Genomic DNA, 24,308 nt, shown 5'->3' on the forward strand with positions numbered 1-24,308 from the left:
GTGGTATGTCAACACTAAACTGGACAAAAATTATAAGGGCTGTTGCTTGAATTCTACTGGTGTTAAATAGCCTAGTGTTCCGTGAATTCGAATGTTATTGAACCAATGAACATAATCATCAAGTTCAAGGGCGAGCTGTTCAAGAGAAGAGAAATGAGCTCCGTTAGCGAATTCTGTTTTAAATACCTTAAACATCGCTTCGGCCACAGCGTTGTCATAAGGGCAACCTTTCATGCTTAGTGACCGTTGGATACCGAATGTTTCAAGACTCTCTGAAATTAGTTTATTATCAAACTCTTTTCCTCGGTCAGTATGAAACATTTTGACATCATTCAAATTGGCATGTATGCTCGCAATCGCTTGATACACAAGTTCTGCAGTTTTATTCGCGCCAGCACTATGACCAATAATCTCACGATTAAAAAGGTCGACAAATAAGCATACATAGTGCCACTTTTTTCCGACACGAACGTATGTTAAATCGCTGACGATGACAGCCAATGGCTCTTCTTGCTCAAACTGACGCTGTAATTCATTTTTTACTGACGCTTCATTACATGTTGATTTATGCGGCTTATACTGTGCTACTGTATAGTTTGATACGAGTCCAAGATCTTTCATTAAACGACCAATTCGACGACGTGATACGTGTTTTGGCTCTGGTAATTTACTCAGTTCTTTCTTGATTTTACGCGTACCATAATTATTACGGCTTTCTTTGAAAATACGGGCAATCTCTTTGGAAATCTCTTTATCTTCAGTTTTTAGCGTACGTTTACTACACAAATCGGCATGATAGTAATACGTACTTTTTGGAATATTGAGGACGTCACACATTGCTGATACCGAATATTTGTGAGCATTATTTCGAATCACATCTATTTTCGTCCCATGATCAGCGCCGCCTGCTTTAAAATATCATTTTCCATCATTAATCTTTGGTTTTCCTTGCGTAATCGAGCCAGTTCATTTTCTTCTTCTGATCGATTATCTTTGGCATCAAAAGAACCTGTTTCTTTATGATTTTTTATCCAACGATCTAACGCAGAAGGTGTAATATCATATTCTCTAGTAATGTCTGCACGAGATTTACCATTTTCATAAAGTTTCACTAATTGCAGTTTAAATTCGGGTGTAAAAGTTCGACGTTGACGTGTCATAGCAGCACGCTCCCTTGTTTTATTAGTCTAAGTTTACAACCCCTTATTTTATCTGTCCAACTTAGTGTAGCCTATCCAAAGTGAAACTTTAATCAGTGAGGTGTTTTCTGTACCTCACTGATTATTAGTCTTCACCAATCGGGCAATTAGGGGCAGTTTTTTTATTTTTATTTTTACTGCCCCTTATTGCGGGATAAATCCTGACATTCACGGAAAGCGAAATGTTTACAGCCAATGCATTTATTTGTATCTAAATAGCTTAAAGCTTTATTAATCGCTTCTCCTGTATGCGGATAAAAATTATCTTCACCAATTTCATCATATAAGCCATTGTGCTGTAGTGCCTTTTTTAATTCACCTTGTACTCCTGTAACTAAAATAGTGCCACCCTGTGCTTTAAAATTCCGAATGACATTACCAAAATACGACTCACCTGTTGAATCCATAAAAGGTACTTTACCCATGCGTAATACTAAAACTTTTTGTTCGTGCTGAATAGAACTTACAATTGCCTGTTCAAAGGTTTGAGCCGCGCCGAAGAAAAGCGGACCCTCAACTGTATAAATACTAATTTGTGGACAGTCTCGTTTTTGATGAACAACATGTGATTGTACTTTTCCACTGTCTTTCGAATGATCCGGTAAAACCTTTGTTACTACAAGCTTTTCGCTCATACGCTTTGCAAATAATACGACCGCTAGTACAAGCCCCACCTCTACAGCTAATGTTAAGCTTGTAAAAACAGTAAGAAGGAACGTAATGATTAAAACGAGGGAATCTCCTGATTTTAATTTAACAATATGTGCAAAATGCTTTTGCTCACTCATATTCCAAGCAACAACCATTAAAACCGGCGCCATACTAGCTAGTGGAATATGTGAAGCAAAAGGCGCAAGTAATAATAAAGTGACTAAAACAAATACACCGTGAATAACACCTGATATGGGTGATACTGCACCTGTTTTAATATTTGTCGCAGTACGAGCAATAGCCCCTGTCGCAGGGATCCCTCCAAAGAAAGGAGTGACGATATTAGCAATCCCTTGACCAACAAGTTCTCGGTTACTATTATGCTTTGTATTTGTCATTCCATCCGCTACCACAGCAGATAAAAGTGATTCAATTCCACCAAGCATGGCAATCACAAACGCTGGTCCAATAAGTAACTGAATACGCTCCCATGTGATATCTGGAATTGCAAAATTCGGTAATGTATTAGGAATTTGACCATAGGCTGTTGCTATTGTGGCAACTTGTCCAGAAAAAAAGAACGTTGCCACTAGTGTAGAAACAACAATGCCCGCTAACGCTCCTGGAACTTTAGGTAAAACTTTCGGTGTTATTAAAATAATGATAAGACTTATGATCGCCGTTAAAACACTATAAAAGTTTGCCGTACCAATATGCATAACAATTTCTTTTACATTGTCAATAAAATACTCATGTCTTTTAATATTTGTTAAACCTAAGAAATTGGCAATTTGACCTGTAAAAATAATCACTGCAATTCCTGCGGTAAAACCTATCGTCACGGGTCGGGGAATAAATTTTATTAATGAGCCAAGTTTAAATATACCCATTAAACACAAAATAATCCCGGCCATTAATCCGGCGATAAGTAAGTTTTCATAGCCATACGAAATGACGATCCCTAATAAAATTGGCACAAAGGCACCTGTAGGTCCTCCGATTTGAAACTTCGAACCTCCGAAAATAGAAATCAGTATGCCCGCAATAAAAGCTGTATATATTCCATACTCAGGCTTAACACCTGACGCAATGGCAAAGGACATTGCCAGTGGTATTGCTACAATACCGACAATAGTCCCTGAGATTAAATCTTTCTTCAAATGATGAACAGAATATCCTTCATATCGCCCTGTAAACAGTGACTTCATCTATAAATCTTCCCTTCAAAATAATAGCAAGGTAAATGTTTCGTTAAAAACCCCAGTTTACATATCCTCTTCATTATCTTCATTAATAGTCATTTCTTCTAATCTTGTAATTGTATTTATTAAGTGATTATTGAAAATTTCTTTTGCGACGCCAAGTAATTCTCCAATCATCGGATCGCTTAAAGAATAGTAAACTTTTTTCCCCTCTTTCGTTCCATATACAATATTTTTGCCTCGTAATACACTTAACTGCTGAGAAACAGCTGAGCCCTCTTTTTCTAAGCAGCTTTGAATTTCATTGACATTTTTCTTACCATCTACTAGTAATTCCAATATTCTAATTCGTAATGGATGTGCTAAAGCTTTAAAAAAATCTGCCTTAAATTGCTGCAAATCTTCCAAATAAATCCCTCCATGAATCATATTCATATATTCAAATATTTGAATATGTATAGTTGATTGTACGCTATTATAAGCTAACTTTCAATGTCAAACATTAAAAAACGAACAAAAAACGTGTTTCCCGCACAGTTTTTGCTCGTTTTGAAAATATTTCCGTTAAATTTATCTATTAATCTGTCGCCGTATTATTCTTTCGAAAAGGATAATCATAGATAAGGCATGGAATAATCGCCAGCAATACAATTATTACTAGAATTAATACGAGTGCAATCATACCAAACTGATCGACCATAATACCACCAAATAGAGGGCCAATCATACGACCAGTTGTTGCTGCACTATTAATAATACCTTGATAAAAGCCCTGACGCCCTTTTGGTGCAAGCTGATTGGCGATTGTAGGTAAAGCAGGCGTATAAAACATCTCACCAAAAGTTAAAACAACCATTGCTGCTCCAAACATTTTAAAATCACTTGCAAATGCAATGATGCCAAAGGAAATTGCGATAAGGGTAACGCCAAATACTAATTGACGCTTCAAATTATTTTCCCACCGTTTCACTAGTGGCGCAATTAGCGGTTGCCCTAAAACGATAAGTAGCCCATTAATAGTCCAAAGTAAGCTGTACTGTTTCAATCCTAACCCTAGATCTTGTGTATAGGCAGAAATAGTCGCACTCCATTGTGAATACGCTACCCAGCATAGTACAGAGGAAGAACTTATAATTAATAATGCATAAAACGGTGCTTTATTTATTATTCGCTTACTTTCACTCACGACATTCTTCGGTGCAATGCTCCCAGCTTCTAATCGTTTAAACGTAAAAAATGCTATAAAAAAGAACAAAATATACATGGCTAAGTTGACCTTAAAGACGTAGTCAAATTGGTAAGCAGCAACAACACCAGCAAGTGCAGGACCAATTGCTACGCCTAAATTTTGAGCTAAATAGATTGCGTTAAAAGCCTTTCGTCCACCCTCTGGCCACGCAGTTCCAGCTAAAGCAAACATTCCTGGGAATACAATACCCCCACTAAAGCCGAGTATCGTTAAAATCCACACATAATGTGGCCAGCCGTGCCAAATCGTTAAAGCTATTAATGAGGCAATCGTCAAAAGAATGCCAATCATCGTTGATTTATAGCCACCTATTCTATCAAATAAGTAACCACCTAAGAGATTCCCTATTACGCCAGCAGCAGAGTTCAACATTAATACAAAGCCAGCCATCGCGAGTGACTTCCCTAAATAATCATGCATATAAATGGCGTTTAATGGCCATAAAAAGGAGTTACCCGTCGTATTCACAAGCATTCCGATAATTAAAAACCAAACACTTTTTGGCATAGAATGTCCTCCATTATTTCGCTACTCTAAATAGTTAGTTTATGTTTAAACATACAAAAGCACAAGAAAAATAAATTTACCCTTTTTACATATGCTTTAGAATATTTTTTGTGTAGTTTTATGGGGTCCTCCTGATGATTTATTACGGTCGATATACTTTTCGCTTGCCTTCTCTCATAGTACATCCACATATTATTAAATTCTTCCCTCATGACGGAAACACCAGCACGTGATAAAATATAGTGTTAGAGGAGTGAAATAAATGACAGAAACAAATTTTCCTTTTCCTTCAGACGGGAAAAGATATTATACATGGAATCGCTATTTACGTGAGCAATTTGGTCATAAAGTTTTTAAAGTAGCACTAGACGCAGGCTTTGACTGCCCAAACCGTGATGGTACAGTTGCCTTTGGCGGTTGTACGTTCTGTAGTGCTGCAGGTTCAGGTGATTTTGCGGGCAACAAAGTTGATCCTATCGAGGTGCAATTTGCTGAAATACGCGACAAAATGCATCAAAAGTGGAAGGATGGCAAATACATGGCTTACTTCCAAGCGTATACAAATACACATGCACCACTACCAGTATTAAAAGAAAAATTTGAAGCTGCATTAGCCCAAGAGGGGGTTGTCGGATTATCCATCGCAACACGCCCAGATTGTCTGCCAGATGATGTAGTTGAATATTTAGCTGAATTAAATGAGCGTACCTATTTATGGATTGAATTAGGACTTCAAACTGTACATGAAAAAACAGCCAATCTTATCAACCGTGCCCACGATTATGCAACATATGTGGAAGGTGTTGAAAAGTTACGAAAACACGGTATTCGTGTATGCTCGCACATTATTAATGGTCTTCCTCTTGAAGACTCTGACATGATGATGGAAACTGCTCGTGAAGTTGCAAAACTTGATGTACAAGGTATTAAAATACATTTACTGCATCTTTTAAAAGGTACACCAATGGTTAAGCAATACGAAAAAGGAATGTTAGAATTTTTAGATCAAGACGTTTATACAAAGCTTGTAGCCGATCAACTTGAAATTCTACCACCAGATATGGTTATTCACCGTATTACAGGCGATGGACCAATTGATTTAATGATTGGCCCGATGTGGAGTGTTAATAAATGGGAAGTATTAAATGGAATTGATGCGGAGCTTGAACGCCGCGGAAGCTGGCAAGGAAAATTTTATAAAGCTGAGGATGACAAATGAAGCTACAACGCGTTTTACAATATGCCCAACAGCTGCTAAAAGATACTGTTGAAGAGGGCGACACTGTAGTAGATGCCACAGCTGGAAATGGCCACGACACATTGTTTCTAGCACAGCTTGTCGGTGATGAAGGACAAGTATACGCCTTTGATGTTCAAAAGAGCGCTGTTGATGCCACTCTCCATCGCCTTTTAGATAACGGCTTAGAGCATCGTGCACTTGTTTTACATAGAGGGCATGAAGAAGTAGTCAACTATGTCCACAAACCAGTCGCAGCTGCAATTTTTAATCTTGGTTATTTGCCTGGTAGCGATCACGACATCATTACACAGCCAAATACGACGATACAAGCAATTGATGATTTGCTAAAGATGCTAAAAATAGGGGGTCTTATTGTCCTCGTCATTTATCACGGTCATCCGGGCGGGAAGGAAGAGCGCGATGCTGTCATTGACTATGTCAGTCAACTTCCGCAAAAGTATGTACATGTATTAAAATACGAGTTTTTAAATCAACAAAATGACCCACCTTTTGTAATTGCTTTAGAAAAAATGAAAAATTATCCTTTAAGTTAGTTAGAAAATTTAATTTAAATTTACAGGCGTATTGATTTAGGAAATATAGGTTTATAATTGACTGATAAAAGGTTTTTTGGTTGATATTTTGCTAATGTAAGTCCATTTTAAACTGATTGTAGCAGTGGGCTACTCAACTCCCGCGGGAAAGGGAGACAGACTTAGATCCTGTACGGAGCGAGTGTTTTTCGTGCGAAAGCGAAGCGGCAGCGACAAATGGTTTATCTGTGCGAAAGCGAAGCGGCAGCGACAAAGCGTGTAGCCCGTAGCGGAAATCAGAGCCTTATAAATAATTAGAGTAGATAAAAATGGATAATCAACACACTTGATAAATTTATTTAAGGCATGATTCCGATAACTCATTGGAACATGCCTTTTAATTTAGAATAGAGAAAATCCCATGATAGCGCGGGAAAGACAAAATAAAAAAAGCTATCTAATAGAATCTTTCAATCTATTAGATAGCTTCCTATCTTATTATCTATTTATTTTTACGTTTTTCATTATAATCAATCCAGAAATCTGCACCTTTAATTCCTAGTTTACGAGGATCAAAAACAGGATCTTTTCCTTCTTTTTTCTGCTTCTCATAGTCCTTTAATGCGACTATAGCAGGCTTCATAATAATTAAAATCGCTATAACGTTAATCCAAACCATTAGGCCTAATCCAACATCCCCCATAGCCCAAGCAAGGTCAGAAGTACGAATAGTACCGTAAAACGCAGCAATTAAAATTGCAAATTTAGCTAGCCAAATGACGACCTTCTCTGTAGTTCCTGAGAATAAATAAGCTACATTTGTTTCGGCAATGTAGTAGTATGCCATAATCGTCGTGAAAGCAAAGAAGAATAATGCGATCGCTACGAATGGTCCACCAAAGCCTGGTAATGAAGAGTCAACTGCATATTGTGTATATGCTGCACCTTCTTTAATACTTTTCGCAAATGTTACTTGCTCATCTCCAGTTAAACCACCTTTATTGAAATCACCAACATAAACATATGAATCTGTGCCTTCTGCAGCTTTTTCATCCTGTACATTGTACATCCCGGTAAATAAAATCATAAACGCAGTAGCTGAACAGATTAATAATGTATCAATGTATACAGAAGCTGCTTGCACGATACCTTGTTTAGCAGGGTGTGATACTTCTGCTGCAGCAGCCGGATGCGCACCTGTCCCTTGCCCTGCCTCATTTGAATAAATACCACGTTTAACCCCCCATGCAATAGCGGAGCCAATAATACCACCAAAGATTTCTTGCGCACCAAATGCACTAGAAAAAATTAATGAAAATACAGCTGGTACTTCTTTAATATTCATTGAGATAATGACGATGGCCATAATAATATAGGCTAATGCCATAAACGGTACAATGACCTGTGCAGCATTGGCAATCCATTTTACCCCACCGATAATAATAGTACCTAATAATACAACAATAATAAGTCCTGTAATCCAAGTGTCAACAGAGAAAGCGTTTTCAACAGCTGTCGCAATTGCATTTGATTGAACACCTGGCATCAACACTAACATGGCAGCTAATGCAGCAACAGCGAAAATGACAGCAAACCATTTTTGCCCCATTCCCTTTTCTATGTAAAAAGCTGGCCCACCACGATATTCTGTATCTTTCTCTTCTTTATAAATTTGGGCTAATGTCGACTCAACATAAGCAGTTGCCGCACCGATAAAGGCGATTGCCCACATCCAAAAAACAGCACCTGGCCCACCCATCCCGATTGCTGTAGCTGTACCGGCAATATTACCTGTACCTACTCGACCAGATAATGCAATAGACATTGCTTGGAAAGATGAAATTCCCTTTTCTGATTTTTCGCCTTTAAACATTAAAACAAACATATCTTTAATGTGTCTTACTTGTAGGAACCTCGTAATGATTGAAAAAAAGAGCCCTATTAACAAAATGCCATAAATAAACCACGGTCCCCATAAAATCTCATTCATTTTCCCAACGATTGCTTCCATTTTACCCCTCCAATGTGAAAAATAATACTTTAGGTCATTATAGTATTACACTTTTCAGAAAATTACAACATTATATTCAAGTAACAAAAAGTTAGTAATTTTCTAGTTAATTGGAGAGGTTATTCACTACTTAATTATATAGCCAATGTTTCGAAGAGCATTATTAATAAAATCACGTATATAAACAAAAATCTCGTCACGCTCTACTTCATGAAATAGATTATGATAACTGTTTGCCCATTCTTTAAATTGAAACTCTGTAAAGTCCTGCAGATGAAGCCAATTACGAGTTTGTTTAGTTTCAGTAATATTATCTTTTTCAGCTGTCATCACTAACATAGGTCTATTAGGGAATTCCGCCTTAGGCAATAACACTAAATTGCGCATCATTTGCTGTAGTTCTCGATACCATTTCACTGAAACAACTGACGAAAAAGGAACTTCATCCTTCATCTCACCTCTACCTTCTACACTGCGCGTTAATGATTCTATAGTAATTTCATGAGTCAGCTTCACATTTGCAGTCAGGGCACTTAAACTAGTTAAAGCATTTGATAGTTTACCTGGCAATAGCTTTAAATGAAGCCATGGTGAGGTTAAAATAATTCCTGCGCATTCATATTTTCGTTTTTGCATGGTATGTAGTAATAGTGTCGCACCAAGCCCATGCCCTATTAAAAAGACAGGTAGATTATACGAAAAAGCATTCTCGATTAAATGCCTTGTATATTTGTTGTATTCTTTAAAATCTTCATCGTGAACATTTGAAAACCCTTTATTCACTCCATGATTAGGTAAATCCCCCATGACTATGTGGAAGCCTTCCAATCTTAATTTTTCTATAAGCCATGCATACCAGCGGTGATTTTCATATGCACCATGAAGAATTGCAACCACAGCCTTTGCTTGTCCATCAGCTTCCCATTTCCACATTTCACATAGTCCTCCTAAAAAAATAATTACACAATAATTATAACGGAATATCTAGCTCATTTTAATTTAATATTTCCATCAAGTTGCGTATTTGATACGATAATATTACATCATAGAAAGAAAAGAGGCGATTCTCATGATCTATCCATTTAAAGGGAAAACACCCAATATTGATCCATCTGTATTTATTGCCGATTATGCGACCGTAACTGGTGACGTTACAATAGGTGCTGAAACAACTATTTGGTTTAACACAGTTATTCGAGGGGATGTATCACCGACAATTATCGGAAAAAGAGTTAGTATTCAAGACCTCTGTTGCTTACATCAAAGCCCTAAATATCCACTTATTATTGAAGATGAGGTAACAGTCGGACATCAAGTAACTTTACATAGCTGTACGATTCGTAAAAAAGCCTTAATAGGTATGGGTTCTATCATATTAGACGGGGCGGAGATTGGAGAGGGTGCATTTATCGGGGCGGGTAGCCTTGTACCTCCAGGCAAAATCATTCCTCCAAATAGCTTAGCATTAGGGCGTCCCGCAAAAGTTGTAAGAGAATTAAATGAAGAAGATAAAGAAGATATGGAACGCATCATACATGAATATGTAGAAAAAGGCCAATACTATAAATCTCTTCAACCAAAAAATAAATAGTTATTTCAACTAAATCAAAGCAGCTTCACGTTTGCGTGGACAACCGATCCCCACGTGATTATATAGGGCGCTTATTTTTTTCGTTAAAAACAACGAAAGGGGCAATAGCATGTTAAGCCCCTTTCTGTAATAGTATCTTAAAATATTTGTCCAGCTACTTTATTACTTTAGCTGAATAGTTTATAAACCTGCTTTTTCTTGTAATGCGTCTGCTTTGTCTGTTTGTTCCCAAGGTACATTTAAGTCTGTACGACCGAAGTGACCATATGCTGCAGTTTGCTTATAAATTGCACGACGAAGGTTAAGCATTTTAATAATCCCTGCTGGGCGTAGGTCAAATAGCTCGCGTACCCATTTTACAATTTCACTTTCCGTAACTTTTCCTGTCCCGAATGTATCGACAGCAATAGATACAGGTTGAGCAACACCAATCGCATAAGCTAGCTGTACTTCAGCTCGATCTGCTAAACCAGCTGCTACGATATTTTTTGCCACATAGCGGGCTGCATATGCCGCTGAACGGTCTACCTTAGTTGCATCCTTACCAGAGAAAGCACCACCACCATGACGGGCATAGCCACCGTATGTATCAACGATGATTTTACGTCCAGTTAGACCAGCATCTCCTTTTGGACCACCAATTACGAATCGGCCAGTTGGGTTGATGAAATATTTAGTCTCGGCATCTAATAATTCACTCGGAACGACTGGAGCAATAACGAATTCTTTTAAGTCTGCTTGAATTTGCTCAAGTGTAGCTTCTTCGTCATGCTGTGTAGAAATGACAATCGTATCAACGCGCACTGGTACATTATTTTCATCATATTCAATTGTTACTTGTGTTTTTCCGTCTGGACGTAAATAACCTAGTTCACCAGATTTACGTACTTCCGTTAAACGACGAGCCAATTTATGCGCTAAACTAATTGGTAATGGCATAAGCTCTGGTGTTTCGTTACATGCATAACCGAACATTAAACCTTGGTCACCTGCGCCAATTGCTTCAATGTCAGCGTCTGTCATAGAGCCTTCACGTGCCTCTAATGCTTGGTCAACACCTTGAGCAATATCAGGTGATTGTTCACCAATAGCAACAAGTACTGCTAGGTTTTCAGCATCAAAGCCATATTTTCCACGTGTATAACCGATTTCTGCTACAGTATCACGAACGATACCTTTAATGTCTACATAAGTAGAAGTAGTAATTTCTCCTGCTACTAATACTAAACCAGTTGTTACTGTTGTTTCACACGCTACACGTGCGTTTGGATCTTCTGCTAAAATAGCATCTAAAATGGCATCCGAGATTTGATCACAAATTTTGTCTGGATGTCCTTCTGTTACACTCTCTGATGTAAACAGTCGACGTTTTGTCATTTTGGTTTTCCTCCTATTACTTTTACAAATAAAATTTGCGAATTAATACGGTACTCATTACCCATGTCAAGCCCGCTCCTATAGATTGAACTCTAAAGCAGTTGTTGCTGTCGCTACGTTGCACTGCGCTTTCGCACAAAAAACAACTACTGCTTTTAACACGAGGTTGTCGAAAGATCCGTCATTATAATAAGGAAAGGACTATATACTTACCTTTACATTCGTTTTTAACAATAAAAAAATCCTTTTCTCACGCTTACTTAACATGAGGAAAGGAATAATGACTTCGTAACCTTTCACTCTTATCGTTCAAGGGGTTTCCCTTGCATCAGGTTGGCACCAGCGCATGTCGTGAAATAGTTCATGCAGGTTGCCGGGTTTCACAGGGCCTGACCCTCCACCAGCTCGGGATAAGAGTATCCGTTCAATATCTCATAATACGTAAAAGGTCGAACATTGTCAAATATTTTTAACTTCTTTTAGCGAGTGACCAAACACCCGCTAAAATAGAGCAACTCAGTGTAAGAGTGCACATCCTTTAGCATTACCGAAAGCGACATCATGTCGGCTCTCGTGTTGTCGCTTTCGCACAAAGAACATCCCAGGCCAAAGTACAAAACCGATTCCTGACGCATTGTTTTTCTGCGCGAAAGCGACAAGTGTTTTCTGTATCGAAAGCAAAGCGTCAGCTACAATTATACCAAGGCATAATAAATTGTATTTAAATAAGAAAGTATGGGATTATTATGAAACCCATTTGGATTATGCTGTAAATTTAAACAAAATAATCCCTACTCTCCACCTTATATCATGTGTTAACATATGTGTAACCCTTTACAGCACATTTTGTAGCGAAAGCAAAGCGTCAGCTACGGAACATGTGGTGGATGAAAATGATTGTAGCCCCTTTTCAATCGAAGACAAGCTCCAACTAATAAAAAACAAGCTGAAAACTTCACATCCTGTGCGAACCTCATGTAAGCCAAAAGCTTCTAAAACACAATTTTGCTGTGTCGAAAGTGATTGATTAATCACTTATAATAAATAGGGTAAAAAGCATTATCAAAACGAATCAATTTACTTTTTGTCGTTTTCTTGAAAAGTAATAAAATCTGAAAAATAATTTCTGAATTAGTATAGATTATTTAAGCAATTGTGTTATACTATTTTTGAAATTAAGAAAATCTCCCTCAGACTCAAGGGAATACTATAAAAAAGGATGGTATTTAATCGATGAATTCAGTAGAAATTGCAAACGAACTGAAGGAATTATTAAGCGGCGGTAACATTAATGTTCAACTTTCAGTACCACAATTAGCTGAAAAAGCTACTTCTCGTGGTGAAGCTATGTTAACAGTAGATGGCGCAGTTCGTGCAGAAACTGGCAAATACACTGGTCGTTCACCTAAAGATAAATATACGGTAGAAGAAGAGAGCACAAAAGATAAAATTGACTGGGGAAAAGTTAACCGACCAATTTCTTCTGAAGTGTTCGATAACTTATATGTAAAAGTAGTAAAATATTTAAAAGAACGCGACGAATTATTCGTATTCAAAGGCTTTGCTGGTGCTGACAAAGATTCTCAATTAAGCATCCAAGTAATCAATGAATATGCTTGGCACAATCTGTTCGCTCATCAATTATTTATCCGTCCAACTAAAGAGGAATTAGCTTCTCATGTTGCTGACTTCACAGTTATCTCAGCTCCTAATTTCAAAGCAGACCCTGCCGTTGATGGCACTGCTTCTGAAACATTCATCATTGTATCACTTGAAAAGAAAATCATCCTAATCGGTGGTACTGAATACGCTGGTGAAATCAAAAAGTCTATTTTCGGTATTATGAACTACTTATTACCACAACAAGGCATCCTTTCAATGCACTGCTCAGCAAACGTTGGTGAAGCTGGTGATGTTGCATTATTCTTCGGTTTATCTGGTACTGGTAAAACTACTTTATCAGCAGATCCTGACCGTAAGCTTATCGGTGACGATGAACACGGATGGTCTGATAACGGTGTATTCAACATTGAGGGTGGTTGCTACGCAAAAACAATTAACCTTTCTGCTGAAAAAGAGCCAGAAATCTACAACGCAATCCGCTTCGGTTCTGTTTTAGAAAACGTAGCTGTTGATCCAGAAACTCGTGTTTGTGACTATGATGACGGTTCATTAACAGAAAATACACGTGTAGCTTATCCAATTCAATACATTGAAAATATTGTTGATCCATCTGTTGCTGGTCACCCAAAAACAATCATCTTCTTAACAGCTGATGCATTTGGTGTATTACCTCCAATCAGTAAATTAACAAAAGAGCAAGCAATGTACCACTTCCTAAGCGGTTTCACATCTAAACTTGCTGGTACAGAACGTGGTGTAACAGAGCCAGAACCAGTATTCTCAACTTGCTTCGGTTCTCCATTCCTTCCACTTCCAGCAACAGTTTATGCTGAAATGTTAGGTCAAAAAATTGACGAGCACGGTGCACAAGTATTCTTAGTGAACACTGGCTGGACTGGTGGCGAATATGGTACTGGTAGCCGTATGAAGCTTTCTTACACTCGTACAATGGTGCGTGCTGCAATTGATGGTAAATTAACTGATGTTGAAACAATTCAAGATTCAGTATTCGGTTTAAACATCCCAACTACTATTGAGGGTGTACCAACTGAAGTGCTTAATCCTCGTGATGCATGGGCAGACAAAGCTGCTTATGATAAAAAAGCTGCTGAACTTGCTGGTTTATTCAACGACAACTTCAAGAAATTCTCAAATGTTTCTGAAGCTATCACAAACCTTGGTGGTCCATTAAAATAATTTTCTAAGCAAAGGGAACGATTTCAGTCGTTCCCTTTTTTGTTGTTAAAAGACTATTATACTTTGGCAAAGCGAGGGGTTGATTTCCGTTCCGACTGGGCGCTTTGTTGCTGCCGCTACGTTAGCACTACGCTTTCGCACAGAGCAGAGCTTCCTGGGGGCGTCCGATGAGCCGCTTCACTCGCGCTGCTCGCTCCAGGGTCTCATCTGTGACGCTAATCCCCAAGGAGTCGCCCAGTCTCCTCTCCAATCAACCACTTCACTTTGCAAATATTTTCTTACACGCTTCTTCAATTAAATAAATGTTTTTAATACTAAAGCAAAGTTTCATCAACAACAGATATACAATCTCTTTCATTTTTATAAGTCTATTCCGATTGATTGTGGTGAGTAGCATTACTTTCACCTTTAACATTAATTTATATTTATATTTATATTTATATTTATATTTATATTTATATTTATATTTTTATTTTTATTTTTATTTTTATTTTTATTTTTATTTTTATTTTTATTTTTATTTTTATTTTTATTTTTATTTTTATTTTTATTTTTATAAAAGTTCTACGTTGTTGCTGATTGGAGTGGAAGGCTACTCGACTCCCGTGGGAAAGCGAGACAGGCGAGACCCTGAGGCCAACATGATGTTGGTCACGAAGGCATTGTCACAGGACGTGACGCATTTAGCCTTCGTTCCTTCAGCGGAGGAAGCGGCTCGGCGCTCGCCCACAGGAAGCTCTGCTCTGCGCGAAAGCGAAGCGTCAGCGGCAAAGCGAGTAGCCTGGAACGGAAATCACCCACATTTAAAATGCCACAACAATCACAAAGATTTACTTAACTATTTTGTTTTTTCAGCACAATAAAAGGCACAATTAGAGTCTTTCCCCTTTTTTGTATTAACCTATTTTATAGAATTCTACTTCTCATATTGTTAACTTTGTGTATAATTCATAATAGTAGTTTAGGAGGAAATATATGAAAAGAAAGTATAAAGTGATTATTATCATTGTCAGTCTTCTATTAGTATTGTTTGTTGGTGCTGGATTTTTTGCAGGGAATTATTTTTATAATCTCGCCTTAAATCCTAATACAGATAAGTCTGCTGTACTTGATGCACCGCACAATTCAATCGCTGTTAATCCTAAGGAAGCAAAAGAAAAAGAAGAGAATGAAAAGTGGTTTAAGGAGAATTACCAGGATTCTTATGTAAAGTCTTTTGATGATTTGAAATTACATGCCTATACGCTTAAAAATACAAACGAAACAAATAAATGGGCAATTGTTTTCCATGGATATTCATCTGATGGCTCACAAATGGCAAAGTATGCTAAGCATTTTTATGATACAGGCTACAATGTTCTCATACCAGATGCAAGAGCTCATGGAAAAAGCGATGGTGACTATATTGGGATGGGCTGGCACGATCGGCTTGATGTAGTCTCATGGATTAATAATGTTACCAATGCAGATAAAAACGCTGAAATTATTTTGTATGGTATTTCCATGGGAGGTGCTACAGTGATGATGGCCTCAGGAGAAGATCTACCTAATAATGTTAAGGCTATAATTGAGGATTGCGGTTATTCCTCAGTTTGGGATGAATTCTCCTACCAATTGCAAGAAATCTTTCATTTACCGGCCTTTCCTATTATGCACTTCTCTTCAATTGTTACGAAAGTAAGAGCTGACTATACGCTTGGTGAAGCTAATACTGTCGAGCAAGTTGCCAAATCGAAAACGCCGATGCTATTTATTCATGGAAGTAATGATACATTTGTGCCATCTTATATGCTAAATGAAGTATATGAGGCTGCCAATGTACCGAAGGAAAAAATGATAGTTGAGGGTGCTGGACATGGCAGTGCAGAAAGTGTTGCCGGTGATTCGTACTGGGAAACTATTAATAACTTTTTAGCAAAATACGCACAGTAAGTATCCTTTTATCAACCGTTCAGGTGCCTGTAAAAAAGCACCTGAACGGTTTTTTGAGTCGACCCGAGCAGTTCTTCGATCTACCTAAGTAATTTTTCACTAAAAGACTCCATATTGCAAAAGGTAATCAAAATGGAGTTAATTCTAAAATACAGTATGCAACTTTTCTTTAATATTCTAAATATCAAAAATACATGCTTTGAAAACCTTGAAGTATTTGGAAATCGATTTTATCCGCTTTTGTCCTTTGAATAATAAAATCTAATCCTTTTTTTGTGTTGTCTGCAAATTTAGGCATTGCTTCTAGAACATCTGTTAATGGTTTATTAAAGTTGTCCCAATGTATTGGAATAATAAGTTTCGGTTGTATTTTCCGGACAGTTTGCTCATAATACATATTTTGAAAATCTTGATCCTGAGCTCCTAATACTCCCATTCCTAAAAATAATACATCCGCTTGAATGCCATCCAATGCCCCCTCTATATAGTTAGCACTTGGTTTTACAAAGAATGTTTTATGATGATGCGTAATTAAAAAATCATATGAAGAATCTTCATGATAATCTAGAGCTTTCGCCGGTTGTTTAAGTGGCTCTTTTATTTTTTCTCCTTCGTCAAAGGTTGGCGAATGTTTTGATTGAAGGACTGTGACAGTAAAATCACCAAACTGCATAGCCTTATTTACTTCGTATACGGACATTTGTGTCGTGTTTATACCATTGCCAAGGCCAATATTAATTGCTGATTCCGAACCATAGATATGCGTTCCAGTTTGATTAGCGATATAAGCTACATCTAATGCATGATCATAATGCGTATGAGCTACAAACAATCCCTGAAGTTTATTATGATCAATGCCTATTTTACGAAAGATTTCATTTACAGTATTTGTGTCTGTTTTTACATTGTTGAAAGGTAACATTTTTAATAAGGAAGGCCTAGAAATAAAACCATCAATCATTAATTGTGTGTTGCCATCTTCAAATAATAAAGATGATGTTCCTAAAAATGTGACCTTTACCTCACCTTCGTTTAATGTTTTTTGCGATGTATTCGAAGTATAATATTCCTTGTATTGCTGCATGTCTGCTGAAGGTATTAAAAACTTATAATAAATAAAAGTTAAAGCGATTATCATCAATGCTAATCCTACAATAATAATCTTAAGTCTTTTACTTTTTATGTAATTCAAAAAATAGCCTCCTCTCTAGACAAACTTTGAAGATCTTATTGTTGTTTCATCCATTCACAAAGTTCATGTACTGTCTCTCGATTTTTGGCAGGTGGATACTGATGCGCGTAGCGATGATCATACCATGTTTCGTATATTTTATTGGCATCTTTTAAATAAAATTCTAACTGTCTAGCATGTTCAATATCTACATTTTCATCACGATAGCCATGAATAATAAGAACGGGAGCTGTCAAATGCTCTACCTCAAAAAGTGGGGTTCGGGCATCATAAGCCTCTGGTACACGATTAGGTGTCCCTCCAATAACACGCTTCATCATCCGGCGCATATCTGTTCGCTCCCAATAAGTAGCTGTTGCATCAGATACTCCTGCCCATGTTACAACAGACGTAATATCTCTACGTAAGATTGCAGTCCAAAGTGCCATAATACCGCCACGTGAAAAACCAAAGACATGAATATTATCATTACAGAACTGCTTTAGTACATCTACTGCGTATACAGCGTCATACCGATCAGCTCCTGCAAACTCATCTCGACCTTCTCCTCCTCGATTGCCACGGTAATATGGGGCGAAAACGATAAAGCCTTGTGCTGCAAACTGAGCGACACGCGAAGGTCTAACCATACCTATGCTTTGCATACCCCCACGTAAATATAAAAAACCATCATATGTACCTTCTGCCTTTGGTTCCGCTAATAATCCCTTCACACGTAGACCCTGTGACATATACGTTATTTCCGTTAAACGAATTGCTGGATTGGGCGAAGGATAAGGACGTTTTTTAACGATTTTACCATTGGTCATAATGTTTCAACTCCTCCAGCATTTTCTTCATTCCTTCATCCTTCATATGAAAACTTAAATTTGGATGATTAGTAAATTCTTCATCTGTTAGCCAAGTCATCCCGGAAGTTTCTAAATCAAAATCAATGTCCTCCTGCCCCGCAAACTGTGCAGTAAAGACCGTTTTACAAAATAAATTGTCATCATGAACGGCATATTCAGCAAACCATCTAAGGTTTTTCACATGAACACCAGTCTCCTCGAATACTTCCCTAACCGCTGCCTGCTCCAATGTTTCCCCAAGTTCTTGCTTTCCACCTGGAACCTCTACACCACGGCGCTTATGAATCGTACATAACCATTTATTTTCATGCTTTAATAAAACAAGTACATGCTTAGGCTCAACGTCCAACTCGCCTCTTATAAAACTTAAATCCACTCGTAAACCATTTAAATCTGTAAATGAGAACATGCTCATCAACTCCTTTGTCCATGTTAAAGCCTTATTTCACACACAAAAGCCCAATCAATTACTTACTAATAGAGATTGGCACTCTTCGGTGTTATGGTGATGGTCTTTTATTTTCACTATAGTGTAATCCTGTAGCTACAATCAACAAATAAAATTCACTACTTTTCGACTCCAATATTTAGAAAGTGTAAATATCATGCCATTAAGATTGATTTTCACAAATGAGAGCACAGGTTAGTTCGGAAAATATTACTTATAGAAAACAAGGATATAAATTGTTAAGCTTTAGGAAATATGGCTATAAAGTTCTGAAATTGGCGAATTAAATAAGTAAGGTAGGATTTTATGATTGTATTTTCTTTAGGATTTTTGTTTAAAATTATTTGTTTGTTAGGATCATTAACTGTAATTCAAATTTTCTCTAAAAAAAGAGACCATAAAGATTTCAAAAAAGTGATAATAACAAGTGGGTTTGTATTTTTGGTCAGTTTAATGTTAGCTGTTATAAGTTCTCTAGACTCAATTGCACTTTTGAGTAGGAATTTAAAAGAATCCGAGGGGATATGCCAGGTATATGTACCAGAGCCTACTGCAAAAGGTTCTGAAGGATTAGAGATAGTAATAGGCGATTTAAGCCTTTCTGGAGGCGTAAATGATTTCCCTTATATTAAAGAAGGTACTTACCAATGTCATGTAAAATATCTGCCCTATTCTAAAATTGTTATTGAATTTGCAAAGGAATAATTGGAAAACGCGTATTTATTGGAATCAACATTAACATTAAACAGAGCTATATATTAATACTAAAAACAGGGTTGATTCTATTACAATTTGTAGTTCAAACTCTGTTTTTATTTTTACATTAGTTATTAGCAAACAATCTTTGAGAAAACAGCCTTTTAAAATTGAAAGTACAATAAAAGTAGGTTTCATTAATTTTTCAATAAAAAAGATCACTGAAGTATTCAGTGACCTTAGCTTTTAAGCACGTTTGTTGAAGTAAGGAAGTTGCTCCACAAATGCCTTTGTATCCGCATCCCCATATTCATGAACTAGCGCATAGATTTTTTTTAATCGTAAATCAATTTCATCATTTTCTCTATCAAGATGATATTGGATATATGGCAATTGCGCACGCCACGCATTCGCAATCTCTAACATCTGCATTTGCTGAAATATTTTTTCAAATACATCTAATGCTTGTCGGTCTACATTGAGCTCAAAATTCCACGGTCCTGCATATGGATTTGTATAATATGTTCTATTGGCAAGTGAAAAATATACACGCTGACGATCCATTTTTACAAAACACTCCTTTTACCATAGTATGGCGGTAAAAGTACTGTTTTATTCGCTGGAATGTCAAACTTCCTTCACAACTAAGTAAGTTTATCTATTTTATAATAGGAAGTGATGAATCAGGAACGGAGTGAATGCCATGAGTTTAATCACACTCTTAATTGTAGCAGCAATCATTGTTGTATTAATAACGGTCGCGACTATTATTAGTGTCAATCGTGCGTATGCTTTTAAACATACAGTTGACGAAAAACCTCAGCAAAGCTTTCATCGAGATGATGACTAGTTCAATTTGTACATTTTTTTTAGCAATTCTTTTATAATATTATTATCAAGTAGAATTTGGAGTGAACGCAATGGGAGTACCATTACCAATAATCATTATGATCGCAATGATGATGCTTATGTTTGGCGTATCTGTCATTGTCCTGTTGAAGAAAAAAAGCAATTTCTTTACACAAACTATCGATGCTAAACCTAAGCAATCCAATGCTCAACAAGAGGACAAAAAAATATGAAATATCCCTTTATATGGCTCATTAAGTTTTACAGAAAATTTATATCACCCATGACACCGCCATCCTGTCGCTTCCATCCTACATGCTCCTCCTATGGACTTGAAGCTTTTCAAAAACACGGTGCCATTAAAGGATTCTATTTAACGATTAAACGTATATCAAAATGCCAACCATTCCATCCAGGTGGCTTTGATCCAGTACCTGAAAAATGGCCTTCGAAAAAGAATTAATTTTCGAGGGTCATTTTTTTCTTGTGCTTTTTTAAGATGTACGTTATTATAGAAACTGTTCAAAAAATAAATCGTAATGATTACTATTAAAAAGAGGTATACTATAAGATGAAAAAATTATTTTTGTTATTTTCAGTTGCAGTACTTGCCCTATTCACTGCTGCCTGTGGGGATAAATCATCAACGTCCAAACAGTCAGAGACAAAAGATAAATTAACAATTTACACGACTGTCTATCCATTAAGTTATTTTGCACAACAAATTGGTGGCGATTTTGTAGAGGTTTCTTCTATTTACCCTACCGGTGCCAATGAACACACATTTGAGCCAACACAAAAAGATATGATGAAATTAGCAGATGCTGATATATTTTTCTATATTGGCTTAGGGCTAGAAGGTTTTGTTGAAAATGCCAAAAAGACTCTAGCTAATGAAGATGTAACAATGGTGGCAACAGCAGATCAGGTTTCAGATGAAAAATTAGCTATGAGCTCAGGTCACTCGCATGATGATGAAGAGGAATCACATCACGATCATGAAGACGGTCATGAAGAGCATGATCACGGTAATGTAGATCCACATGTTTGGCTATCACCAACGATCAGTCAAGACTTAGCACTTTCCGTTAAAAATACTTTAGTCGAAAAAATGCCAGAACAAAAAGCTACATTTACAGCTAACTACGAGACATTGGTAAAAGAACTACAAGATTTAGATAACGAGTTTAAAACAATGGCGGATAAAGCGCAACAGAAAACGTTCTTCGTATCTCATGCAGCATTTGGATATATCGCAGGACAATACGGCTTAAAGCAAGTACCCATAGCCGGTTTAAACTCGCAAAATGAGCCTTCTCAAAAAGAACTTACAACGATTGTTGATAAAGCAAATGATTTGCATATTCACTACATTTTATTCGAGCAAAATGTCTCTTCTAAATTAGCCGAGGTTATCCAAAAAGAAGTTGGCGCGAAATCTCTTATCTTGCATAATTTAAGCGTTTTAACAACAGATGATGTAAAGAAAAATGAAACTTACTTCACCCTTATGAAGAAAAATATTCAAACTTTAAATACTGCCTTAAACGAACACAAATAAATGAGTAAGGAGGTGCCCCGAAAATCGTATGGGGACACCTCCTTTATTATGACGTACTTTTCTTGTGGCATTCGTTTTTCCGTTCTATCAATACTTCTTAGCCCTTTTTTCTTATACAATATTATCTTTCGATTAGCCTTTAATTCGGCTATATTACTTTCTAAAATGATTGGTTCCCATTCATTTAGATGTACCTGAACACTCTTATCGCTTTTATTACCTTTCAAAAACAGTGTAGGCTGTTCTATTAATGGCTTTACTAATAGTTTATTTTTACTTAAAACGGACAGCCCTTTATCAAAGGTAAACTGACTATCCATAATTGGTTTTGTAAGAACTTCAACCTTACTTGTTTTTTGTAAATCGCTATAGGCTTCGCTTGTAGCAGCTGAGAAACTTGAATAGTCCCAAGAGTGATCTTTTGCTAATTGGCGATCAGAAACTAAAAAATAATTATAACGTACCTCTCCCTTATGATCAGGCAAAGGATCATCCCAAGTAACGTCGATATGATACCATGCATTATCAAGCTTTACTAAGACCCAGGCGTGTAGTTGCTCCCCTACTTTCCCTGGTACATATTGTACCTCAAAGCCTTGCATCTCTAGCATTCGATAAAGTACTAGAGCATATGCCTGACAAACTCCCTTTTTTTCTGTAAGCAATGTGTAGGGGGAATATGGACTTCCTTCCGTTTCCTTTGAATATTCAGCAGATAGGACGATAAAATCATGTGCAGCTTGTATTTTTTGCAATTCACTTAATCCATGCATAGGTGCAATAATATTCGCCAAAGTCTGTTCTACAAACACTTCCTCTTGCTGTGAAATATGATAGGTAAACTCAAATCTAATGACAATATTATTGGTATAGCCTTCATATTTCCATTTAAAACTAGAAATATTGGCGTAAATATATGGATCTTGAATAGCATGTTTAATAAGCTCTGATAGTTCATCTTTTATTTCCGTCGTTTTACCAGTATATCGAATGTCAAATTCAGTAGTTAATTGCATGACTTGTTTTTGAATTTGATCTTGTAGGGATTCTATTGAATTGGCTGTTGTCGTGTTCTTTTGTTCGTAGTTTGCGAATACTTGCACATGACTCATTTGTAGAACAAATAATATAATGAAAACATTATATATATATTTTCTCATATGAGTCATTCTCCTTTACTAAATAGTTTATGCCTGTCATTTCTTATTATGTTAATGAATGATTAATTTAATCCTAAAAATTTACTAAAGATGTCTCTTAAAACGAATAAAAAAGCCTTCTTATAAATGAAGGCTTCCCTTTATCGTGTTGGAAAAACTATTAATTTAAATTATTTATGGATTTTTTTGCTAAGCGAAGGGTTGATTTCCGTTCCGGCTGAGCGCTTTGTTGCTGCCGCTTCGTTAACACTTCGCTTTCGCACAGAGCAAAGCTTCCTGGGGGCTTCCGATGAGCCGCTTCACTCGCTTTGCTCGCTGCAGGGTCTCGGGCCAACAGATGTCTTTTGCGTGAAAGCGTGAGTGCAACGTAGCGGCAGCGGAGGGTTTTTTGTGCGAAAGCGCAGCGGCAGCAACAGCAGGATGTTGGTTACGAAGGCGTTATCACAGGACGTTATGCTTTTAGCCTTCGTTCCCCTATATCGCTGATCCCCGAGGAGTCGCCCAGCCTCCACTCCAATCAACCAATTCACTTAACATATCACTCTAATATGTAGTCATTAAAATGAAACTTCATTTAGAGGGTTCGTCTGTGCAAAAGTGAAACCTTCTAACTAATGCTAATCGGGAGTTATAAAACAAACTTTCGCATCACTTTTAGCAATACTTTTCTCATTCTTAAAAGTAAAAATGAACACATAAAAGAGCATCAATTCCGATGCTCTTCTAGTATGAAAATTATTAATTTCTTTTTATTTCAGTAATTTTAGGTTCATCATATGAAATGATATCGACTATATGGTTCAAACAAGGAATTTGGTAGTGAACGAACTGCTTTTCTGGAAATATATCTTCAGCAATCGTTCCTGCTTTAATAAAATCCAAGTACCTTGATTTAGAGTAAATTCTAAAAAGATTGCCATCCGAAACTTCGTAATCATCCATTACCGTAAAAGATTCGTTAATAATGGAGTAAGCAACATACGTTTCAAAATCCAATTGTAGAATTGGTAGATTGTCATCAACTTCTATTGGAGATGCTCCTACTTCAACCTCATCTGTAATCTTCACGAATTTCTTGGTATTGTTCACATTACACCTATCGATAAGTATCTGCAGTGAATTTTCTTCTGGTTCAAACAATTTGTTTAAGTATATATACCCTTTAAATTTCATCAAATCTTGAAAATTCATTGCTTTACCCCCATTTTGAAAATCTATCAGAAATAAAGTAAATCTTTC

Annotated in this window: 23 protein-coding genes and 1 riboswitch; of the genes, 10 read left to right on the forward strand and 13 right to left on the reverse strand. The window is 36.9% G+C overall.

The window, feature by feature from the left end:
* Positions 1 to 30: 30 nt before the first annotated feature.
* From ABE34_RS02305 to ABE34_RS02320, 4 genes are all read right to left on the reverse strand, one after another.
* A protein-coding gene (locus ABE34_RS02305) for an IS3 family transposase (RefSeq protein WP_197139965.1) occupies positions 31 to 1,160 on the reverse strand; the annotation gives its coding sequence in 2 pieces (ribosomal slippage) (positions 31 to 914 and positions 914 to 1,160; 1,131 coding nt in all).
* A 173-nt stretch (positions 1,161 to 1,333) separates the two neighbouring features.
* Positions 1,334 to 3,058: a SulP family inorganic anion transporter gene (locus tag ABE34_RS02310; RefSeq protein ID WP_197140176.1), complete on the reverse strand. Its 1,725-nt coding sequence runs from the start codon at positions 3,056 to 3,058 to the stop codon at positions 1,334 to 1,336.
* Positions 3,059 to 3,115: 57 nt separating this feature from the next.
* Positions 3,116 to 3,481: an ArsR/SmtB family transcription factor gene (locus ABE34_RS02315; RefSeq protein WP_197140222.1), complete on the reverse strand. Its 366-nt coding sequence runs from the start codon at positions 3,479 to 3,481 to the stop codon at positions 3,116 to 3,118.
* Between the two features lie 148 nt (positions 3,482 to 3,629).
* Positions 3,630 to 4,808 (reverse strand): MDR family MFS transporter, encoded by a 1,179-nt coding sequence (locus tag ABE34_RS02320; protein ID WP_197140177.1) that lies wholly within the window; start codon positions 4,806 to 4,808, stop codon positions 3,630 to 3,632.
* A gap of 262 nt (positions 4,809 to 5,070) precedes the next feature.
* On the opposite strand from ABE34_RS02320, the gene ABE34_RS02325 reads away from it, so the two are divergent.
* Positions 5,071 to 6,027, forward strand: a complete 957-nt coding sequence (locus tag ABE34_RS02325; protein ID WP_079561670.1) for a TIGR01212 family radical SAM protein — start codon at positions 5,071 to 5,073, stop codon at positions 6,025 to 6,027.
* Positions 6,024 to 6,602, forward strand: coding sequence for a tRNA (mnm(5)s(2)U34)-methyltransferase (locus tag ABE34_RS02330; protein ID WP_197140178.1), 579 nt, complete (start codon positions 6,024 to 6,026; stop codon positions 6,600 to 6,602). Before ABE34_RS02325 ends, ABE34_RS02330 begins: the two co-directional genes overlap by 4 nt.
* A 481-nt stretch (positions 6,603 to 7,083) precedes the next feature.
* Here ABE34_RS02330 and ABE34_RS02335 read toward each other — a convergent pair whose 3' ends face one another.
* Together ABE34_RS02335 and ABE34_RS02340 are read right to left on the reverse strand one after the other, a co-directional pair.
* Positions 7,084 to 8,592, reverse strand: coding sequence for an alanine/glycine:cation symporter family protein (locus ABE34_RS02335; protein WP_197140179.1), 1,509 nt, complete (start codon positions 8,590 to 8,592; stop codon positions 7,084 to 7,086).
* A 126-nt stretch (positions 8,593 to 8,718) separates the two neighbouring features.
* On the reverse strand, positions 8,719 to 9,525 hold the full coding sequence (locus tag ABE34_RS02340; RefSeq protein ID WP_197140180.1) for an alpha/beta hydrolase: 807 nt from the start codon (positions 9,523 to 9,525) through the stop codon (positions 8,719 to 8,721).
* 136 nt (positions 9,526 to 9,661) lie between these two features.
* On the opposite strand from ABE34_RS02340, the gene ABE34_RS02345 reads away from it, so the two are divergent.
* Complete coding sequence (locus tag ABE34_RS02345; RefSeq protein ID WP_197140182.1) at positions 9,662 to 10,183, forward strand: gamma carbonic anhydrase; 522 nt, start codon at positions 9,662 to 9,664, stop codon at positions 10,181 to 10,183.
* 180 nt (positions 10,184 to 10,363) lie between these two features.
* Here the strand turns inward: ABE34_RS02345 and metK are convergent, their stop codons facing one another.
* The gene (gene metK / locus ABE34_RS02350) at positions 10,364 to 11,560 is read right to left on the reverse strand and encodes a methionine adenosyltransferase (RefSeq protein ID WP_197140184.1); all 1,197 of its coding nucleotides are present in this window, start codon (positions 11,558 to 11,560) and stop codon (positions 10,364 to 10,366) included.
* A gap of 299 nt (positions 11,561 to 11,859) precedes the next feature.
* A riboswitch (SAM riboswitch) is annotated at positions 11,860 to 11,977 on the reverse strand.
* An 816-nt stretch (positions 11,978 to 12,793) separates the two neighbouring features.
* On the opposite strand from metK, the gene pckA reads away from it, so the two are divergent.
* Together pckA and ABE34_RS02360 are read left to right on the forward strand one after the other, a co-directional pair.
* Positions 12,794 to 14,380 (forward strand): phosphoenolpyruvate carboxykinase (ATP), encoded by a 1,587-nt coding sequence (gene pckA, locus ABE34_RS02355; RefSeq protein WP_079561676.1) that lies wholly within the window; start codon positions 12,794 to 12,796, stop codon positions 14,378 to 14,380.
* A gap of 975 nt (positions 14,381 to 15,355) precedes the next feature.
* Positions 15,356 to 16,312, forward strand: a complete 957-nt coding sequence (locus ABE34_RS02360; protein ID WP_197140186.1) for an alpha/beta hydrolase — start codon at positions 15,356 to 15,358, stop codon at positions 16,310 to 16,312.
* A 184-nt stretch (positions 16,313 to 16,496) separates the two neighbouring features.
* Here ABE34_RS02360 and ABE34_RS02365 read toward each other — a convergent pair whose 3' ends face one another.
* From ABE34_RS02365 to ABE34_RS02375, 3 genes are all read right to left on the reverse strand, one after another.
* Positions 16,497 to 17,450 carry an MBL fold metallo-hydrolase gene (locus tag ABE34_RS02365; protein ID WP_197140225.1) on the reverse strand — a complete coding sequence of 318 codons (954 nt, stop codon included), beginning with the start codon at positions 17,448 to 17,450 and terminating at the stop codon, positions 16,497 to 16,499.
* An 89-nt stretch (positions 17,451 to 17,539) separates the two neighbouring features.
* Complete coding sequence (locus ABE34_RS02370; RefSeq protein ID WP_430982151.1) at positions 17,540 to 18,316, reverse strand: alpha/beta hydrolase family protein; 777 nt, start codon at positions 18,314 to 18,316, stop codon at positions 17,540 to 17,542.
* The gene (locus ABE34_RS02375) at positions 18,300 to 18,764 is read right to left on the reverse strand and encodes an NUDIX domain-containing protein (protein ID WP_197140189.1); all 465 of its coding nucleotides are present in this window, start codon (positions 18,762 to 18,764) and stop codon (positions 18,300 to 18,302) included. Before ABE34_RS02375 ends, ABE34_RS02370 begins: the two co-directional genes overlap by 17 nt.
* 345 nt (positions 18,765 to 19,109) lie before the next feature.
* Here ABE34_RS02375 and ABE34_RS02380 point away from each other — a divergent pair, with 345 nt between their 5' ends.
* Positions 19,110 to 19,508 (forward strand): hypothetical protein, encoded by a 399-nt coding sequence (locus tag ABE34_RS02380; protein WP_197140190.1) that lies wholly within the window; start codon positions 19,110 to 19,112, stop codon positions 19,506 to 19,508.
* 237 nt (positions 19,509 to 19,745) lie between these two features.
* On the opposite strand, the gene ABE34_RS02385 is transcribed toward ABE34_RS02380, so the two are convergent.
* Positions 19,746 to 20,063 (reverse strand): transposase, encoded by a 318-nt coding sequence (locus ABE34_RS02385; RefSeq protein WP_197140191.1) that lies wholly within the window; start codon positions 20,061 to 20,063, stop codon positions 19,746 to 19,748.
* A gap of 139 nt (positions 20,064 to 20,202) precedes the next feature.
* On the opposite strand from ABE34_RS02385, the gene ytzI reads away from it, so the two are divergent.
* The 4 genes from ytzI (at position 20,203) to ABE34_RS02405 (ending at position 21,909) form a co-directional block, all read left to right on the forward strand.
* Positions 20,203 to 20,349 (forward strand): YtzI protein, encoded by a 147-nt coding sequence (gene ytzI / locus ABE34_RS02390; protein ID WP_197140192.1) that lies wholly within the window; start codon positions 20,203 to 20,205, stop codon positions 20,347 to 20,349.
* A gap of 70 nt (positions 20,350 to 20,419) precedes the next feature.
* Entirely contained in the window at positions 20,420 to 20,581 is a 162-nt protein-coding gene (locus ABE34_RS02395) for a hypothetical protein (protein WP_197140193.1), read from the forward strand.
* Positions 20,578 to 20,811: a membrane protein insertion efficiency factor YidD gene (gene yidD, locus ABE34_RS02400; RefSeq protein ID WP_053485074.1), complete on the forward strand. Its 234-nt coding sequence runs from the start codon at positions 20,578 to 20,580 to the stop codon at positions 20,809 to 20,811. The genes ABE34_RS02395 and yidD overlap by 4 nt, the downstream gene beginning before the upstream one ends.
* A 108-nt stretch (positions 20,812 to 20,919) precedes the next feature.
* On the forward strand, positions 20,920 to 21,909 hold the full coding sequence (locus tag ABE34_RS02405) for a metal ABC transporter solute-binding protein, Zn/Mn family (protein WP_197140194.1): 990 nt from the start codon (positions 20,920 to 20,922) through the stop codon (positions 21,907 to 21,909).
* Here the strand turns inward: ABE34_RS02405 and ABE34_RS02410 are convergent.
* Positions 21,873 to 23,069 (reverse strand): transglutaminase domain-containing protein, encoded by a 1,197-nt coding sequence (locus ABE34_RS02410; protein ID WP_197140196.1) that lies wholly within the window; start codon positions 23,067 to 23,069, stop codon positions 21,873 to 21,875. The genes ABE34_RS02405 and ABE34_RS02410 overlap by 37 nt on opposite strands.
* Before the next feature lie 738 nt (positions 23,070 to 23,807).
* The gene (locus tag ABE34_RS02420) at positions 23,808 to 24,260 is read right to left on the reverse strand and encodes a hypothetical protein (protein WP_197140200.1); all 453 of its coding nucleotides are present in this window, start codon (positions 24,258 to 24,260) and stop codon (positions 23,808 to 23,810) included.
* Positions 24,261 to 24,308: the final 48 nt, after the last annotated feature.

Source organism: Lysinibacillus sphaericus, from assembly GCF_015844675.1.
Taxonomy (GTDB): Bacteria; Bacillota; Bacilli; order Bacillales_A; family Planococcaceae; genus Lysinibacillus; species Lysinibacillus sphaericus_E.